The organism is Elioraea sp. Yellowstone (genome assembly GCF_006704265.1).
Lineage (GTDB): Bacteria > Pseudomonadota > Alphaproteobacteria > Acetobacterales > Acetobacteraceae > Elioraea.
The window spans coordinates 1-15,862 of the sequence record NZ_VIKA01000076.1; the positions used below are offsets into that span (position 1 = coordinate 1).

General features: G+C 72.5%; 18 protein-coding genes. 13 read left to right on the plus strand and 5 right to left on the minus strand.

The features are described from left to right. Positions 1–378: 30S ribosomal protein S6 (gene rpsF / locus FK498_RS11555; RefSeq protein ID WP_141854692.1), on the minus strand; the 378-nt coding region annotated here is incomplete at its 3' end. A gap of 213 nt (positions 379–591) precedes the next feature. Between rpsF and fabD the strand changes: the two genes are divergently transcribed. The 7 genes from fabD to FK498_RS11590 all read left to right on the plus strand — a co-directional run bounded on the left by fabD (position 592) and on the right by FK498_RS11590 (position 6,793). Beyond that, positions 592–1,536 carry an ACP S-malonyltransferase gene (fabD, locus tag FK498_RS11560; RefSeq protein WP_141854694.1) on the plus strand — a complete coding sequence of 315 codons (945 nt, stop codon included), beginning with the start codon at positions 592–594 and terminating at the stop codon, positions 1,534–1,536. Between the two features lie 117 nt (positions 1,537–1,653). After that, positions 1,654–2,391: a 3-oxoacyl-[acyl-carrier-protein] reductase gene (fabG, locus tag FK498_RS11565; RefSeq protein WP_141854696.1), complete on the plus strand. Its 738-nt coding sequence runs from the start codon at positions 1,654–1,656 to the stop codon at positions 2,389–2,391. A 166-nt stretch (positions 2,392–2,557) separates the two neighbouring features. Next, the gene (locus FK498_RS11570) at positions 2,558–2,806 is read left to right on the plus strand and encodes an acyl carrier protein (protein ID WP_141854698.1); all 249 of its coding nucleotides are present in this window, start codon (positions 2,558–2,560) and stop codon (positions 2,804–2,806) included. A gap of 48 nt (positions 2,807–2,854) precedes the next feature. Beyond that, the gene (gene fabF / locus FK498_RS11575; protein WP_141854700.1) at positions 2,855–4,117 is read left to right on the plus strand and encodes a beta-ketoacyl-ACP synthase II; all 1,263 of its coding nucleotides are present in this window, start codon (positions 2,855–2,857) and stop codon (positions 4,115–4,117) included. A 1-nt stretch (position 4,118) separates the two neighbouring features. After that, positions 4,119–5,138 carry an endolytic transglycosylase MltG gene (mltG, locus tag FK498_RS11580; protein WP_202614828.1) on the plus strand — a complete coding sequence of 340 codons (1,020 nt, stop codon included), beginning with the start codon at positions 4,119–4,121 and terminating at the stop codon, positions 5,136–5,138. Positions 5,139–5,249: 111 nt separating this feature from the next. Then, the gene (ispG, locus tag FK498_RS11585; protein WP_141854702.1) at positions 5,250–6,386 is read left to right on the plus strand and encodes a flavodoxin-dependent (E)-4-hydroxy-3-methylbut-2-enyl-diphosphate synthase; all 1,137 of its coding nucleotides are present in this window, start codon (positions 5,250–5,252) and stop codon (positions 6,384–6,386) included. Positions 6,387–6,403: 17 nt separating this feature from the next. Continuing rightward, positions 6,404–6,793 carry a hypothetical protein gene (locus tag FK498_RS11590; protein ID WP_141854704.1) on the plus strand — a complete coding sequence of 130 codons (390 nt, stop codon included), beginning with the start codon at positions 6,404–6,406 and terminating at the stop codon, positions 6,791–6,793. A 9-nt stretch (positions 6,794–6,802) separates the two neighbouring features. On the opposite strand, the gene FK498_RS11595 is transcribed toward FK498_RS11590, so the two are convergent. Then, the gene (locus tag FK498_RS11595; RefSeq protein WP_161988389.1) at positions 6,803–7,408 is read right to left on the minus strand and encodes a transglycosylase SLT domain-containing protein; all 606 of its coding nucleotides are present in this window, start codon (positions 7,406–7,408) and stop codon (positions 6,803–6,805) included. Between the two features lie 287 nt (positions 7,409–7,695). On the opposite strand from FK498_RS11595, the gene FK498_RS11600 reads away from it, so the two are divergent. The 3 genes from FK498_RS11600 to FK498_RS11610 all read left to right on the plus strand — a co-directional run bounded on the left by FK498_RS11600 (position 7,696) and on the right by FK498_RS11610 (position 10,826). Continuing rightward, positions 7,696–8,538 carry a nitroreductase family protein gene (locus FK498_RS11600; protein ID WP_141854708.1) on the plus strand — a complete coding sequence of 281 codons (843 nt, stop codon included), beginning with the start codon at positions 7,696–7,698 and terminating at the stop codon, positions 8,536–8,538. Between the two features lie 80 nt (positions 8,539–8,618). Next, positions 8,619–10,046 carry an NAD-dependent succinate-semialdehyde dehydrogenase gene (locus FK498_RS11605; RefSeq protein ID WP_141854710.1) on the plus strand — a complete coding sequence of 476 codons (1,428 nt, stop codon included), beginning with the start codon at positions 8,619–8,621 and terminating at the stop codon, positions 10,044–10,046. A gap of 111 nt (positions 10,047–10,157) precedes the next feature. Then, positions 10,158–10,826 (plus strand): MarC family protein, encoded by a 669-nt coding sequence (locus tag FK498_RS11610; RefSeq protein WP_141854712.1) that lies wholly within the window; start codon positions 10,158–10,160, stop codon positions 10,824–10,826. A gap of 131 nt (positions 10,827–10,957) precedes the next feature. Here the strand turns inward: FK498_RS11610 and FK498_RS11615 are convergent, their stop codons facing one another. Continuing rightward, positions 10,958–12,154, minus strand: a complete 1,197-nt coding sequence (locus FK498_RS11615) for a CaiB/BaiF CoA-transferase family protein (RefSeq protein ID WP_141854715.1) — start codon at positions 12,152–12,154, stop codon at positions 10,958–10,960. After that, positions 12,151–13,053, minus strand: a complete 903-nt coding sequence (locus FK498_RS11620; protein WP_141854717.1) for a hydroxymethylglutaryl-CoA lyase — start codon at positions 13,051–13,053, stop codon at positions 12,151–12,153. Before FK498_RS11620 ends, FK498_RS11615 begins: the two co-directional genes overlap by 4 nt. An 88-nt stretch (positions 13,054–13,141) precedes the next feature. On the opposite strand from FK498_RS11620, the gene leuC reads away from it, so the two are divergent. The 3 genes from leuC to FK498_RS11635 all read left to right on the plus strand — a co-directional run bounded on the left by leuC (position 13,142) and on the right by FK498_RS11635 (position 15,666). Beyond that, positions 13,142–14,539: a 3-isopropylmalate dehydratase large subunit gene (gene leuC, locus FK498_RS11625; protein ID WP_141854719.1), complete on the plus strand. Its 1,398-nt coding sequence runs from the start codon at positions 13,142–13,144 to the stop codon at positions 14,537–14,539. Between the two features lie 2 nt (positions 14,540–14,541). After that, entirely contained in the window at positions 14,542–15,177 is a 636-nt protein-coding gene (leuD, locus tag FK498_RS11630; protein ID WP_141854721.1) for a 3-isopropylmalate dehydratase small subunit, read from the plus strand. A 204-nt stretch (positions 15,178–15,381) separates the two neighbouring features. Continuing rightward, a complete protein-coding gene (locus tag FK498_RS11635) occupies positions 15,382–15,666 on the plus strand; it encodes a hypothetical protein (protein ID WP_141854723.1) in 285 nt (94 codons plus the stop codon). On the opposite strand, the gene FK498_RS11640 is transcribed toward FK498_RS11635, so the two are convergent. Then, positions 15,593–15,859, minus strand: a complete 267-nt coding sequence (locus FK498_RS11640; RefSeq protein WP_370510899.1) for a hypothetical protein — start codon at positions 15,857–15,859, stop codon at positions 15,593–15,595. The genes FK498_RS11635 and FK498_RS11640 overlap by 74 nt on opposite strands. Positions 15,860–15,862: the final 3 nt, after the last annotated feature.

Genomic DNA, 15,862 nt, shown 5'->3' on the forward strand with positions numbered 1-15,862 from the left:
CGGCAGGCGCGCGCCGCGCTCGCCGCGGCCGCCGCGCTCGCCGCGCTCATCGCGGCCGCCGCGGGCGACGATCGCCGACGGCCCCTCGTCCAGCGCCTCGACGCGCACGGTGAGGAAGCGCAGGACGTCCTCGTTGAGCCGGAGCTGCCGCTCCATCTCCGCCACCGCCGGATGCGGCGCGTCGATGTTCATCAGCAGATAGTGGCCCTTGCGGTTCTTCTTGATCCGGTAGGCGAGGTTGCGCAGGCCCCAGTATTCCTTCTTGCCGACGCTGCCGCCGCCCTCCGCGACCACCGCGGCCATCTGGTCGGCCAGCGTCTCGACCTGCTGGGGCGTGATGTCGCTGCGCGCGATCAGCACGCATTCGTAGAATGGCATGAGCGTCCCTCCGGCTTGTCTCAGTCCCGGCGCCCGGGCCGATCCCGGAGGCGCAATCGGACATAGCCGGCCGCGTGCCACGCAGCCGGCAGGGAACCGGCGGGTTATACGCGTCCGCGCGGCCGACGCAAGGACGGACGCGGATTTCTTGACAGCCCCGCCCCGCCCGCATACCACCGCCCGCCTTTGTCGCGTCTGCATCGGAACCCCATCATGCCCGTGCGCGCCTTCGTCTTTCCCGGCCAGGGCAGCCAGGCGGTCGGCATGGGCCGCGAGCTCGCCGCTGCCTTCCCCCCCGCCCGCGAGGTGTTCGAGGAGGTCGACGAGGCGCTGAAGCAGGCGCTCTCGCGCCTGATGTTCGAGGGCCCGGCCGAGGAGCTGACGCTCACCGCCAACGCGCAGCCGGCCCTGATGGCGATGAGCCTTGCGGTGGTGCGCGTGCTCGAGCGCGAGGGCGGACTGCCGCTGGACCGGACGGCCGTGCTGGTGGCGGGGCATTCGCTCGGCGAGTACTCGGCGCTCGCCGCCGCCGGCGCCTTCGACATCGCCGCCGCGGCGAAGCTCCTGCGGCTGCGCGGCGAGGCGATGCAGCGGGCGGTGCCGCCGGGTGCGGGCGCGATGGCCGCGCTGCTCGGCGTCGAGCCCGACCAGGCGGCGGCGATCTGCGCAGAGGCCGCGGACGGCGAGGTGGTCGAGGTCGCCAACGACAACGGCGGCGGCCAGGTGGTGATCAGCGGCGCCGCCGCCGCCGTGGAACGGGCGATCGCGCGCGCCAGGGCCAGGGGCGTGAAGCGGGCGCTGCCGCTGCCGGTCTCGGCACCGTTCCACTGCGCCCTGATGGCGCCGGCGGCGGACGCGATGGCCGAGGCCCTGGCGGCGAACCCGCCGCGCGCGCCGGCGGTGCCGGTGGTGGCGAACGTCACCGCGCGCCCCGTGCGCGATCCGGTCGAGATCCGCGACCTCCTGGTGCGGCAGGTCACGGCCACGGTGCGCTGGCGCGAGAGTGTCGCGGCCATGAGGGCGGAGGGCGTCGACACGGTGGTCGAGCTCGGCGCCGGCAAGGTGCTGGCGGGTCTGGTCAAGCGCATCGATCCCGAGATCGCGGCGAGTTCGGTCGGCACGCCGGCGGAGATCGAGGCGTTCCTCAAGACGGTGTGACGGTTCTGCCCTCACCCCGACCTCATCCTGCGCCGCGGGAGAGGGAACCCGGCGGCGACGCAAGGTTCCCTCCCCCCGGCAGGGGGGCAGGGTGAGGGGGCAGCGAAGGGAGCCCCCATGTTCCGACTCGACGGCAAGCAGGCCCTGATCACCGGCGCATCGGGGGGCATCGGCGGCGCGATCGCGCGCGCGCTGCACGCCCGGGGTGCGATCGTCGGCCTCTCGGGGACGCGCCGCGAGGCGCTCGAGGCGCTCGCCGGCGCGCTCGGCGAACGCGCGCACGTGCTGCCCGCGGACCTTGCCGATCCGGCCGCGCCGGACGCGCTGGTCGCCGCCGCCGAGGCGGCGATGGGCGGGCTTGCGATCCTGGTGAACAACGCCGGGCTGACACGCGACGGGCTGGCGCTGCGCATGAGGGACGAGGACTGGGACACGGTGCTGGCGGTCGATCTCTCCGCCGCCTTCCGGCTCAGCCGCGCAGCACTCAAGGGCATGCTGCGCCGCCGGGCGGGGCGGATCATCTCGATCGGCTCGATCGTCGGCGCCACCGGCAATCCGGGACAGGCCAACTACGCCGCCGCCAAGGCGGGGCTGGTGGGCATGAGCAAGGCGCTCGCGCAGGAGGTGGCGGCGCGGGGGATCACGGTGAACGTGATCGCGCCCGGCTTCATCGCCACCCCGATGACCGATGCGCTGACCGAGGAACAGAGGAAGGCCCTCGCCGGGCGGATCCCGCTGGGGCGGCTCGGCCGGCCCGAGGACATCGCCGCCGCCGCGGTCTATCTCGCCTCCGACGAGGCCGGCTGGGTCACCGGCGCGGTGCTGCACGTGAACGGCGGCATGGCGATGATCTGACCTCCGCCGGGCGCGCGGCGCGGCGCTGGCCAAGGTTGCGGAACGATGGTATGCGCCGGCGGTTTCCGGGCGGGAGGCGGGATTCGTCATCCTTGGGGCGATGCCGCGCCCCGTCCGGACCGGCACGCCGGTTCCCCCGGATGATCCCAAGGAGCGAGACACCCCCATGACGGACACGGCCGAGATCACGAAGCAGGTGAAGGAAATCGTCGTCGAGCATCTCGGCGTCGAGGAGGCGAAGGTCACCGAGACCGCCTCGTTCATCGACGACCTGGGCGCCGACAGCCTCGACACGGTCGAGCTCGTGATGGCGTTCGAGGAGAAGTTCGGCATCGAGATCCCCGACGACGCGGCCGAGAAGATCACGACCGTGAAGGACGCGATCGACTACATCGTCAAGCAGAAGGCGGCCTGAGGGCCGCCTCCGCCCCGCCGTTCCACGTCCAGGTTCAGGAGGCCCGGGATGCGTCGTGTCGTCGTCACCGGCATGGGGGTCGTCACCCCTCTCGGCATCGGCGTCGAGCACGTCTGGAAGCGGCTGCTCGCGGGCGAATCCGGGATCGGCGCGATCCAGTCCTTCGACGTCTCCGACCTGCCGGCCAAGATCGCCGGCCAAGTCCCGCAGGGCTCGAAGGCTGACGGCAAGCTCGACCTGAACGAGTGGGTGCCGCCCAAGGACCAGCGCAAGATGGACCGCTTCATCCAGCTCGCGCTGGTCGCGGCGGCCGAGGCGGTCGAGGACGCGGGCTGGCTGCCCGAGGACGAGGAGGGGCGCTGCGCCACCGGCGTGATGATCGGTTCGGGGATCGGCGGGCTGCAGACGATCTTCGAGGCCTCCCAGCAGGTGGTCGAGGGCAAGGCGCGACGGCTCTCGCCGTTCTTCATCCCCTCGGCGCTGATCAACCTCGCCTCCGGCCATGTCTCCATCAAGTACGGCTTCAAGGGCCCGAACCACGCGGTGGTGACCGCCTGCGCCACCGGCGTGCACGCGCTCGGCGACGCCGCCCGGCTGATCGCCTATGGCGATGCCGACGTGATGGTCGCGGGCGGCTCGGAGGCCGCCGTGTGCACGCTCGGCATTGCCGGGTTCTGCGCCTCCCGCGCGCTGTCCACGGGGTTCAACGACACCCCCACGAAGGCCTCGCGGCCCTGGGACAAGGACCGCGACGGCTTCGTCATGGGGGAGGGCGCGGGCGTGCTGGTGCTCGAGGAGTACGAGCACGCGAAGAGGCGGGGCGCCAGGATCTATGCCGAGTTCGCGGGCTACGGCATGTCCGGCGACGCCTACCACATCACCGCCCCGGCCGAGGGCCACGAGGGGGCGTTCCGGGCGATGAAGGCGGCCCTGAGGAACGGCCGCGTCAACCCCGAGGAGATCGGCTACATCAACGCCCACGGCACCTCGACGCCGCTCGGCGACGATCTCGAGCTGCAGGCGGTCGAGCGGCTGTTCGGCGATGCCGCACGCGGGGTGGCGATGAGTTCGACCAAGTCGGCGATCGGACACCTGCTGGGTGCGGCCGGCGCGGTCGAGGCGGTGTTCGCGATCCTCGCCGTGCGCGACAACGTCGCCCCGCCCACGCTCAATCTCGACGCGCCGAGCCAGGAAAGCGTGATCGACCGCGTGGCGCACAGCGCGCAGGAGCGGAGGATCGAGGTCGCGCTCTCCAACAGCTTCGGCTTCGGCGGCACCAACGCCTCGATCCTGTTCCGCAAAGTCCACTGAGATGGCCGATGCCCCGCCCGCGCGGCGGGGGCGGATCCTCCGCCTGCTCGCCGGGCTCCTGCTCACACTCGCGGCCCTGGCGGCGAGTGCCTATGGCGGCTTCCGCTGGGCCCTGGCCGAGTACGAGGCGCCGGGACCCCTCGGCGAGGAACGCGCGGTGGTGATCCCGCGCGGCGCCGCCACGGGGACGATCGCGCAGCGTCTCGAGGAGGCGGGCGTGATCGACAACGCGCGCGTCTTCCTCGCGGCCGCCTGGGTGACGTCCGAGGCCGGGCCGCTGCGCGCCGGCGAATACGCCTTCCCCGCGCGCGCCTCGCTGCGCACCGTGCTCGAGACGCTGCGATCCGGCCGCACCGTGCAACGGCGGCTGACCGTGCCGGAGGGGCTGACCGTGGCGCAGATCCTCGCGCTGCTCGAGCAGGCGGAGGGACTGACGGGCAGCGTCGCACCGCCGCCCGAGGGGTCGCTCCTGCCCGAGACCTGGTCCTACTCCTGGGGCGATACGCGCGAATCGCTGGTGCGCCGCATGCGCGAGGCGATGGACCAGGCGCTCGCCGAGGCCTGGGCGCAGCGCGCGGAGGACCTGCCCCTCGCCTCCCCGCGCGAGGCGCTGATCCTCGCCTCCATCATCGAGCGCGAGACCGGCGTGGCCGAGGAGCGCGGCAAGGTTGCCGGCGTGTTCGTCAACCGGCTGCGGCGCGGGATGCCCCTGCAATCGGACCCGACCGTGATCTACGCGGTGACGGACGGCGCAGGCGTGCTGGACCGGCCGCTCAGCCGCGCCGACCTCGTCACCGACCATCCGCACAACACCTACCGCAACCGCGGCCTGCCGCCGACGCCGATCGCCTCGCCCGGCCGCGCCTCCATCCTCGCCGCGGTGCGGCCCGCGGAGACCGACGCGCTCTATTTCGTCGCCGACGGGCGCGGCGGGCACGTGTTCTCGCGCACGCTCGAGGAGCACAACCGGGCGGTCGCGCGGCTGCGGGCGATCGAGCGCGAGCGCCGCGGCACGAACTGATGGCGGGCGCCCGGCGCGCTCCCGGTGCCCCCGTCCTGCCGGCGCGCCGCCTCGTCACTGGCGCATCGGCGCCGGGATCGCCATAGTCCATCCCAACGCGGGAGGCCCCGGATGTCCTACCGGCCCTATCAGCAGATCACCCGGCGCAGGAGCCGGCAGATCCGTGTCGGCAAGGTCGCGGTCGGCGGCGATGCCCCGATCTCCGTGCAGACCATGACGAACACGCCGACGACGGATGTGGCGGCGACGATCGACCAGATCCGCCGCTGCGAACTCGCGGGTGCGGACATCGTGCGCGTCTCGGTGCCGGACGAGGAGAGCACCGCGGCGCTCGCCAGGATCGTCCCCGAGGTCGGCGTGCCGATCGTCGCCGACATCCATTTCCACTACCGCCGCGCGATCGAGGCGGCCCGGGCGGGCGCCGCCTGCCTGCGCATCAACCCCGGCAACATCGGCTCCAGGGAGCGAGTGCGCGAGGTCGTGCAGGCCGCGCGCGACCACGGCTGCTCGATCCGCATCGGCGTGAACGCGGGCTCGCTCGAACGCCATCTGCTCGAGAAGTACGGCGAGCCGAACCCGGAGGCGATGGTCGAGAGCGCGCTCTGGCACGCGGCGCACCTGCAGGAGCTCGACTTCCACGAGTTCAAGATCAGCGTGAAGGCCTCCGACGTCTTCCTCGCCGTCGCGGCCTATCAGCAACTGGCCGAGGCGTGCGACCACCCGCTGCATGTCGGCATCACCGAGGCAGGCTCGCGGCGCACCGGCACGGTGAAGTCGGCGATCGGCATCGGCTCCCTGCTCTGGGCCGGGATCGGCGACACGATCCGCGTCTCGCTCTCCGACGAGCCGGAGGAGGAGGTGCGGGTTGGCTGGGAGATCCTGAAGGGGCTGCACCTGCGCCATCGCGGGGTGAAGATCATCTCCTGCCCCTCCTGTGCGCGGCAGGGCTTCGACGTGATCCGCACGGTCGAGGCGCTCGAGAAGCGGCTCGAGCACATCCAGGTGCCGATCACGCTCTCGATCATCGGCTGCGTGGTGAACGGCCCGGGCGAGGCGCTGCTGACGGATATCGGGCTGACCGGCGGCGGGGCCGGGCGGCACATGGTCTATCTCGCAGGGCGCACCGACCACACGGTCGAGGGGGGCGCGATGATCGACCACATCGTCGAGCTGGTGGAGCGCCGCGCCGAGGCGATCCGCGCCGCGGAGGCCGAGGCGACGGCGCGCGCAGCGCTGGCGGCGGAGTAGCCGGGGGACGGCGGGGGATGCGGGCGGCGGGGCGGATCCTGGCGGCAGCCCTGCTCGCCGCCTCGGCCGCAGGTGCCGCGGGTGCGCAGGCCGACGAAGCCGCGTCCGCGCGGCTGCTCTGGGAATGCCAGGCGATGGCGTCGGTGCTGATGAACGGCGTCACCGACGCCAAGGCGACGATGGACCGGCTGCGCGTCATGGACGCCGAAGCCAGGACGCGCGAGCGCGTCGCCCTCCACGACAGCTTGCAGCGGTCGCTGGTGCGCAGCGAGATGGCGGCTTCGGCGCTGGTGCGGCTGCGCTGCCCGAACCGCAGCATCCTGGGCGAGTTCGAGTCCGACATGCGGCGCGGCTGGACCGCGCTTGCGCACAACCGCCAGATCTTCCTGCGCGCCCTGCCGCCCTGACGGGTGGCGTCAGCGCGCCTCCGCCTCGGCGAGTTCGACCTCCCCTTCGCCTGCGATCGCCAGCAGCGTGGCTGCCTTCGCGCGCAACGCGCGCGTCGTCGCGGATGCGCAGCCGCCCGGGCGGATCGCGGCGACGGAGGCGGGCGCGACCTCGGCGAGCGCGGCACGGACGCGGCAGGCATAGGCGCGCCCGGCTGTGCCCTGCGGCGCAGCGCCGTTGTAGGCCGCGAGCGCCGCTGCCCAGTCGCCGTAGCGCCGGCGCAGATCGTCGAGCAGACGCGCCGCGAAGATCGCGCTCTCGCCCGGGTCGAACACCCAGGCCGGGCTCCGCTTCGCATGCACGCCGATGTTCACCTGGAAGCATCCGCCGGAGACGCTGCGCGCGGCCGGCGCCATCGCCCGCACGGCGCGCATCGCCTGGGCCGGCGTGGCGGCGTAGCGCGCATCGCGCTCGGACCCGACCGCATAGGGGTGCAGCGCGCTCTCCACCACCGCGACGGCGACGAGCAGCCCCTCGGGCAGGCCGGTCGCCGCCTCGGCGACGCGGGCGGCGGCGACGCAGCGGGCGGCGAGTTCGCCGCGAGCGGCGGACTGCGCCTGTCCATGCGACGGCATGGTTGCCGCAAGACAAGACATCAACAGACCGGCGACAGTCGAACGGCTCATCCCTGTCATGGCTTCGCGATAACGTCCGAGCGGAGCTAGGGCATCCGATCAACAAAGCCCTTTCATTCACAAACGCGCCAGTTTTCTCGTCTCGGTTGCATTGTGTGACAAAAACACGGCGACCAGACGGCGATCGTGCCGTCTTTCCGGATCATTGCGCACTCGTCCGGCGGCGCGAGGGGCTTGTCTCTGCGACGCGCGCAGGCACCATCGGCGTGCACAGCGGAGGGCGCGTGATGGGCGATGGGACCAGCGAGGCGCGGGCTTTGGCCGAGGCGCTCGAGCATCGCTTCGGCGAACGGATCGACGTGCCGGCCGACATCCCTTGCGAGGCGCTGCTGCGGCTCGCCACGCGCGCCTCGAATCGCCGCTACCGGCCCGATCCGGTCGATCCCCGCCTGGTGCGGGTGCTCGCCGCCTGTGCGCTCTCGGCGCCCACCAAGTCGGATCTCCAGCAGGCCGACATCGTGATCGTGCAGGACCATGCGCTGAGGCGGGCGATCGAGGCGCTGCTGCCGGGCAACCCATGGGTCGTGAAAGCGCCGGTGCTGCTCGTGTTCTGCGGCAACAACCGGCGCCAGCGCCGCCTCCACGACCTGCGCGGCCATCCCTTCGCCAACGATCATCTCGATCCGTTCTTCAACGCCTCGGTGGACGCGGCGATCGTGCTCGCCGCCTTCGTGCTGGCGGCCGAGTCCGTCGGGCTCGCGACCTGCCCGATCAGCGCGATCCGCGACCACGCCGCCGAGGTCTCGCACCTGCTCGCCCTGCCGGACCACGTGTTCCCGGTCGCGGGGCTGGGGATGGGCTGGCCTGACGGCACCGCGCCGGTCAGCCCGCGCCTGCCGCTGTCCGTGACCGTGCACACGGACCGCTACGACGAGGCCGGCCTCGACGCCGCGATCGCCGCCTACGACGCGCGCCGCGAGGCGATCCGCCCGCACCGCCAGCGCGAGGTCGAGCGCTTCGGTATGGCCGAGAGCTACGGCTGGAGCGAGGACAAGGCGCGCCAGTACGCCACCCCGCAGCGGCCGGATTTCGGGGCCTTCGTTCGTTCCAAGGGCTTCAAGCTCGACTGACCTGCGCCGCGTCCGCCTTGACCCGCGGCGGCCCGCGGCGATGATCCGCGCGAACCGAACAGTCCCCGGAGGAGATGCTGATGTACGCCATCCTGGAAATGCTGATCGACGGCAAGTTCACCCGCGGCTCCTCCGGCAAGGGCGAGCCGGTGATCAATCCGGCGACCGAGCAGACGCTCGCCGAACTGCCGCACGCGGCCCAGTCCGACCTGGAGGCCGCGGTCGCCGCCGCCGAGAAGGGCTTCAACGCCTGGAAGGCGATGAGCGCCTATGACCGCTACCGCATCCTGCGCAAGGGCGCGGACATCCTGCGCAGCCGCGCGGATGCGATCGCGACGATCCTCACCCTCGAACAGGGCAAGATCATCGCCGAGGCGAAGATCGAGGTCGTCACCTCGGCCGACATTCTCGACTGGTACGCCGAGGAGGGCCGCCGCGCCTATGGCCGGATCATTCCGGGGCGGATGCCCGGGGTGCGCCAGATGGTGATCAAGGAGCCGGTCGGCATCGTCGCCGCCTTCACGCCGTGGAACTTCCCCGCCCTCACCCCGATGCGCAAGATCGCCGGCGCCTTGGCGGCCGGCTGCTCGATCATCCTCAAGCCGTCCGAGGAGACGCCCGGCACGGCCGTCGAGGTCGCGCGCTGCCTGCAGGAGGCCGGGCTGCCCGAGGGCGTGCTGAACGTCGTCTTCGGCGTGCCGGCGGAGATATCGTCCTACCTGATCGCGCATCCGAAGGTGCGCAAGATCTCCTTCACCGGCTCGACCGCGGTGGGCAAGCAGCTCATGAAGCTCGCCGCCGAGGGGATGAAGCGCACGACGATGGAGCTCGGCGGGCACGCGCCGGTGATCGTGTTCGACGATGTCGACATCGCCTCGGTGGCGAAGATCGCCGCCGGCGGCAAGTACCGCAACGCCGGCCAAGTCTGCATCTCGCCCACGCGCTTCTTCGTGCACGAGACCAAGTACAAGCAGTTCGTCGACGCCTTCACCGAGATCGCCGCGGGGCTGAAGCTGGGCGACGGGCTCGACCCCTCCTCGCAGATGGGGCCGATGGCGAATGCGCGCCGGCTCGAGGCCATGGACATGTTCGTCTCGGATGCGAAGGCGAAGGGCGCGGTGATCAAGACCGGCGGCGAGCGGCCGGCGAACCAGGGCTTCTTCTACAAGCCGACGGTGCTGGCGGACGTGCCGGCCGAGGCGCGCATCATGACCGAGGAGCCGTTCGGTCCCTTGGCGCCGATCGTCCCGTTCAAATCCTTCGACGAGGTGGTGGAGCGCGCCAACGGGGTCGCCTACGGGCTTGCGGCCTACGCCTTCACCAATGACGAGAAGCGCGCGACCGCGATCGCCGATGCCCTGCAGTGGGGCATGGTGGGCGTGAACAGCCTGGCCGTGTCCACGCCCGAGACGCCGTTCGGCGGCATCAAGGACTCCGGCCACGGCAGCGAGGGCGGCATCGAGGGGCTGGAGGCATATCTGAACATCAAGTTCGTCTCGCAGGCGTGAGGTGACGGGGATGGGGGGCATGGGGGGAAGGGCCTCGGGCCCTTCCCCCATCAAAGAATTCCCTGGGGAGAGGGCCGATGGCCCTCTCCCCAGCCCCCCATCCCGTGAACCATGCTGCCGAGTCGCCTCATCGAGACGTTCCTCCTCGTCTATCCGGCGCTGTTCTCGATCGTGAACCCGATCGCCGGCGCGTTCATCTTCAACGAGGCAACCGCGGGGCTGGATGACCGCGCGCTCGCACGGCTCGCGCGCAAGGTCGCGACCTACTCGCTGATCGTCATGCTCGTCGCCATGTGGGGCGGGTCGTTCATCCTCGGGTTCTTCGGCATCAGCCTCGCCGCCGTGCGCATCGCCGGCGGGCTGGTGCTGTCGCTCTGGGCGTTCAACCTGCTCTCGGCGCCGGAGAAGCGCGAGGAACGCAAGCGCGACGAGGCGGCCGCGCGCGCGATCGGCGACGAGGCGGCGTTCTTCCCCCTCACCCTGCCCTTCACCACCGGGCCGGGCACGATCGCCGTCTGCATCGCCCTCGGCGCGACCCGCCCGCCGCTCGCGCAGGGGCTTGTCGCGTTCGCCGCCGGCGCGAGCCTCGCCGCGCTCGCCATGGCCGCGACCATCCTCGCCGCCTACCGCTACGCGCCGCGCATCGCCGCCTGGCTCGGCCATACGGGCTCGCGCGTGCTGAGCCGGCTCGCCGCCTTCCTGCTGCTCGCGGTCGGCGTGCAGATCCTGATCGCCGGCGTGACCGACGTGCTGACGCCGATCCTGGCCGCGCGCGGCTGATACCCGGCCGACAAAGGTTCGACCTTTGCCGGCCGGGCGTCACGCCTTGGTTTTGCGCGCGGCCGCCCCTTGAGCCCCGCGCGCCATACCCAACGCACAAAGGTCAAACCCTTGTGCTCCGGGCATGGCGCCTACCGCCACGCCGTGCCGATCCGCACCACCCCGTCGGCCACCAGCGCCTCGATCTCGGCCGGGGCGAGGCCCGCCTCGGCCAGCACTTCGCGCCCGTGCTCGCCCACCTTGGGCGCGTCGCGCCGCACGCCCGGCCGTTCGCCGTCGAGCGCGAGCGGCAGCGCCGGCAGCCGCGCCTGCCGCCCGTCCGGCAGCGTCACCGGCAGCAATCCGCCCGAGGCATTCAGGTGCGGATCGTCGAACAGCGCCTCGGGGCGCGTGATCGGCGCGAAGGGCAGGCCGATCGCCTCGAACCGCGCCGACAGCGCCGCCGCATCGAACACGCCGAGCCGCGTCTGCAGCTCCGGGATCAGCCACTCGCGATTCTGCACGCGCCCCGTGTTGGTGGCGATGCGCGCATCGGCGGCGAGATCGGCGAAGCCGAACTCGCGGCAGAACACCTCCCATTGCGTGTCGGTGACGACGCCGACGAACACGCGCCCGCCATCCGCGGTGTCGATGATGTCGTAGACGCCCCAGGCGGGCGTGCGCACCGACATCGGCTGCAGCGGCTTGCCGGTGATCGCGTGCTGCGCCATGTGCTGCGCCACCAGGAGCACGGTGTTCTCGAACAGCGAGGCGACGATGTGCCGCCCGCGCCCGGTGCGATGGCGTTCGTTCAGCGCGGCGAGGATGCCGATCGCGCCGAACATGCCGCCCATGATGTCGTTCACCGACGAGCCCGCGCGCAGGGGCTGGCCAGGCGGGCCGGTCATCCAGGCGAGCCCGCCCATCATCTGCACCACCTCGTCGAGCGCCACGCGGTGCGCATAGGGCCCGTCCTGGAATCCCTTGTGCGAGACGTAGATCAGGCGCGGGTTCAAGGTCGACAGGGCCTCCCAGCCGAAGCCGAGCCGGTCGAGCGCGCCGGGGCGGAAATTCTCGCTGAACACGTCGGCGGTCTCGATGAGCTTCAGGATCGCCGCGCGCCCGCGCGCGTCCTTGAGGTCGATCGCGATCGAGCGCTTGTTGCGGTTGCAGACCGGGAAGAATCCCGCCCCGGCGCCGACCAGACGGCGGGTGTTGTCGCCCTCGAGCGGCTCGACCTTGATCACGTCGGCCCCGAGATCGGCGAGAACGAGCCCGCAGGTCGGCCCCATCACCATGTGGGTCATCTCGACCACGCGGAGGCCCTGGAGCGGCAGCGGCGCCGTCATGCCGCGCGCTTCACCTGGTGCAGATGCCCGTGCAGGGTCTCGCCCGGCAGCGCCTCGGCGAGGATCGCGCGCGCGGCGAGCAGCCGGTCGAGATCGACACCGGTGCGGAGCCCCATCTCCTCGAACATCCAGACGAGATCCTCGGTCGCGGCGTTGCCCGAGGCGCCGGGCGCGAAGGGGCAGCCGCCCAGGCCGGCGAGCGCGCCGTCGAAGGCGCGGATGCCGGCCTCATAGCCTGCGAGGGCGTTGGCGAGGGCGCGGCCGCGCGTGTCGTGCAGGTGGAGCGCGCCGAGCTTGTCGCCGATCGCGGCGCGGGTGCGGGCGATGAGTCGTTTCACCTGCGCGGGATTCGCCATGCCGACCGTGTCGGAGAGGCAGATGTCCTCCACACCGGCCTCGGCCAGTGCCTCGGCGAGGCGGACGACGTCGTCCTCCGGCACCACGCCCTGCATGGAGCAGCCGAAGGCGGTGGAGATGCCGACCTCGACCGCGGGGCGTGCCGGGGCCTCGCGGGCGAGCGCGACGATCCGGCGCACCTGCTCGACGGCCTGAAGCGGCTCCATGCGCACATTCGCGAGGCTGTGCGCGCGCGAGGCGGAGACCGGCACGGTGAGCTTGTGCGCCCCGGCGGCGATCGCGCGTTCCGCCCCCCTGGCGTTGGGCACGAGGGCGACGACGACGATCCCGGCGAGCTTGCGCGCCTCGGCGACCACCTCGGCGGTGTCGGCGAGCTGCGGCACGAGGTCTGGCCGGACGAAGGAGCCGACCTCGATCTCCGGCAGGCCGGCGGCGGCGAGCGCAGCGATCCAGCGATGCTTGTCGGCCGTCGCCATGATGCTCCTGGCGTTCTGCAGCCCGTCGCGGGGCCCGACCTCGCAGATGGTGATGTCGCGGTCCATGCGGCGATCCTAGCCGAAGAGCGGGGGCGAGAGGATGGGGCTCGGCAGGGGGCTTCCGGCCCTTGCGTCGTGGTCCTAAATCGGCTCCATGCCCACGCTCCTCGACAAGCTCTGGCAGGCCCACCGGGTCGCCTCGGCCGGCGGCGGGCAGGACCTGATCCACATCGACCGGATCCTGCTGCACGACCTCTCGGGCGCGCGCGCCCTCGCGGAGCTGGCCGAGAAGGGCCACGCGATCGCCCATCCCGCGCTCGCCTTCGCCACGCCGGACCACGCGGTGGCGACCGGGCCGGGCCGCACGGCCGAGACCTTCCCGGCCGGCGCCAGGGGGGTGGCGCTCCTGCGCGAGGGCGCGGCGCGGCACGGCATCCGGCTGTTCGACCTCGGCCAGGACGGCCAGGGGATCGTGCACGTGATGGGACCGGAGCTCGGCATCGTGCTGCCCGGGCTGACGGTGATCTGCGGCGACAGCCACACCTGCACGAATGGCGGGCTCGGCGCGCTCGCCTTCGGCGTGGGCAGTTCCGAACTCGCCCATGCGCTGGCCACGCAGACGCTCAGGCTCGCGAAGCCGAAGGCGATGCGGGTGCGCTTCGAGGGCGCGTTCCCGCTTGGCACGACGGCCAAGGATGCGGTGCTCGCCGCGATCGGCCGGCTCGGCACGGGGGCGGGGGCGGGCTTCGCGATCGAGTGGGCGGGTTCGGCGGTGCGCGCGCTCGAGGTCGAGCAGCGCCTGACGCTCTGCAACCTCTCGATCGAGATGGGGGCGCGCATGGGCTTCATCGCGCCCGACGAGAGGGTGTTCGCCTGGATCGCCGGCCGCGACTACGCGCCGAGGGGGGCGGCGTGGGAGGCGGCGGTCGCGGCCTGGCGCGGCCTCGCGAGCGACGAGGACGCGGCATTCGACGCCGATCACGTGATCGACGCCGGGGCGATCGCGCCGCAGGTGACCTGGGGCACCAGCCCCGAGCACGTGATCGCGGTGGATGCGCCGATCCCCGCGCCCGAGGCGGCGCCCGATCCGGCGCGGCGCAAGGCCTGGGCGGATGCGCTCGCCTATCAGGGGCTGGAGCCCGGCCGGCCGCTCGCCGGCACGAGGGTGGACTGGGTGTTCATCGGCTCCTGCACCAATGCGCGGCTGTCGGATCTGCGCGAGGCGGCCCGGATGGTGCGCGGCCGGCGCGTCGCCCCGGGTGTCACCGCCTGGGTCGTGCCCGGCAGCGTGCGGGTGAAGCGCGCGGCGGAGGAGGAGGGGCTGGACCGGGTGTTCCGCGATGCCGGGTTCGACTGGCGCGAGCCGGGCTGTTCGCTCTGCGTGGCGGCGAACGGCGAGGCCGTGCCGCCGGGCGCACGCTGCGTCTCGACCTCGAACCGCAACTTCGTCGGCCGCCAGGGCAAGGGCGCGCGCACGCATCTCGCCAGTCCCGCGATGGCGGCCGCGGCGGCGGTGACGGGTCGCATCACCGACATCCGCAGGCCGTTCTGATCGTGCAACCCTTCACCGCCGTCACCGGACCCGCCGCACCGCTCCTGCGGCCCAACATCGACACCGACGTGATCATCCGCGTCGAGCGTCTCGTCGGCACCACGCGCGCGAGCATGGGCGCCCATGCCTTCGAGGTCTGGCGCTTCCGCGCCGACGGCAGCGAGGACCCGGCGTTCGTGCTGAACCGGCCCGAGTTCCGGGCCGCACCGATCCTGCTCGCCGGACCCAATTTCGGCTGCGGATCGAGCCGCGAGGGCGCGGTCTGGGCGCTCCAGGGGATGGGCGTGCGCGCGGTGATCGCGCCCTCCTACTCCGACATCTTCCGCAACAACGCGCTGCAGAACGGGCTCCTGCCCGTGGTGCTGGACGAGGCCGTGGTGCGGGAGATCGCCGCGCAGGTCGAGGCGGCGCCGGATCGCGCGCGCGTCACCGTGGATCTCGAGCGCGAGGTGGTGATCGCCCCGGACGGCACGCGACACCGCTTCGCGATCGATCCGGCGCGGCGCGAGGCCCTGCTCGCCGGGCTCGACGATGTCGGCCTGACGCTGCGCCAGGCGGACGCGATCGCGGCGTGGCAGCAGGCGGATCGCGCCGCACGGCCCTGGGCCTGGCAGGTCGCCGCACCGGAGCGGAGATGACCGATCGTTAATCGCCCCGCCGCCGGCCGGTAATCCGCCGCAGCGCAGCATGGAGTCGTTACGGACGATGAGCCTTTCCCGGCAGGCCATCGTCTCAAGGGCGGGCCGGCGGCAGATCAACCTCCCAGCCGCCGGCCCGTTTTCTTTCGCCGCGGTTCCATGCCAGACTGGGCCTCGGGAAGGGCGGAGTCCGATCCTGAAGACGTGAGCAGCGTCGAGATACTCCACCGGGCCACCGACGACACGCTCTGGGCGGTTGTCGCCACGGTGGCCAAGACCGACCGGATCGCGGAGGTCTATCGCACCCGCGCCGCCGCCCTCGCGGATTGCGCCTGGCGGCTGCAGCAGGTGCGCGACTACGAACACCTCCTGCGCCGCAACAAGCAGCCCGTGCCGCACTACTCGGTGGCGCCGATCAGGCGCGCGGACCTGCCGCGGCGCTGGCGGCCCCTGCCGGCGCTGGGCTTCCTGTGCGGCTCGCCGGCGTGACCGGGGCGAGGCCGGCCTCGATCCACCACGAGGGGTGAGCAGTGGCGAGACGTCTCGCCGCCGCGGCGGCCGCCGCGGCGTCGTCGAACAGCGCGAAACAGGTGGCGCCCGAGCCGCTGAGCCGCGCAAGGCGCGCGCCCGGCAGCGCGCGCAGCGCCGCCAGCACCTCGGCGATCGCCGGGCAGAGGGCGATCGC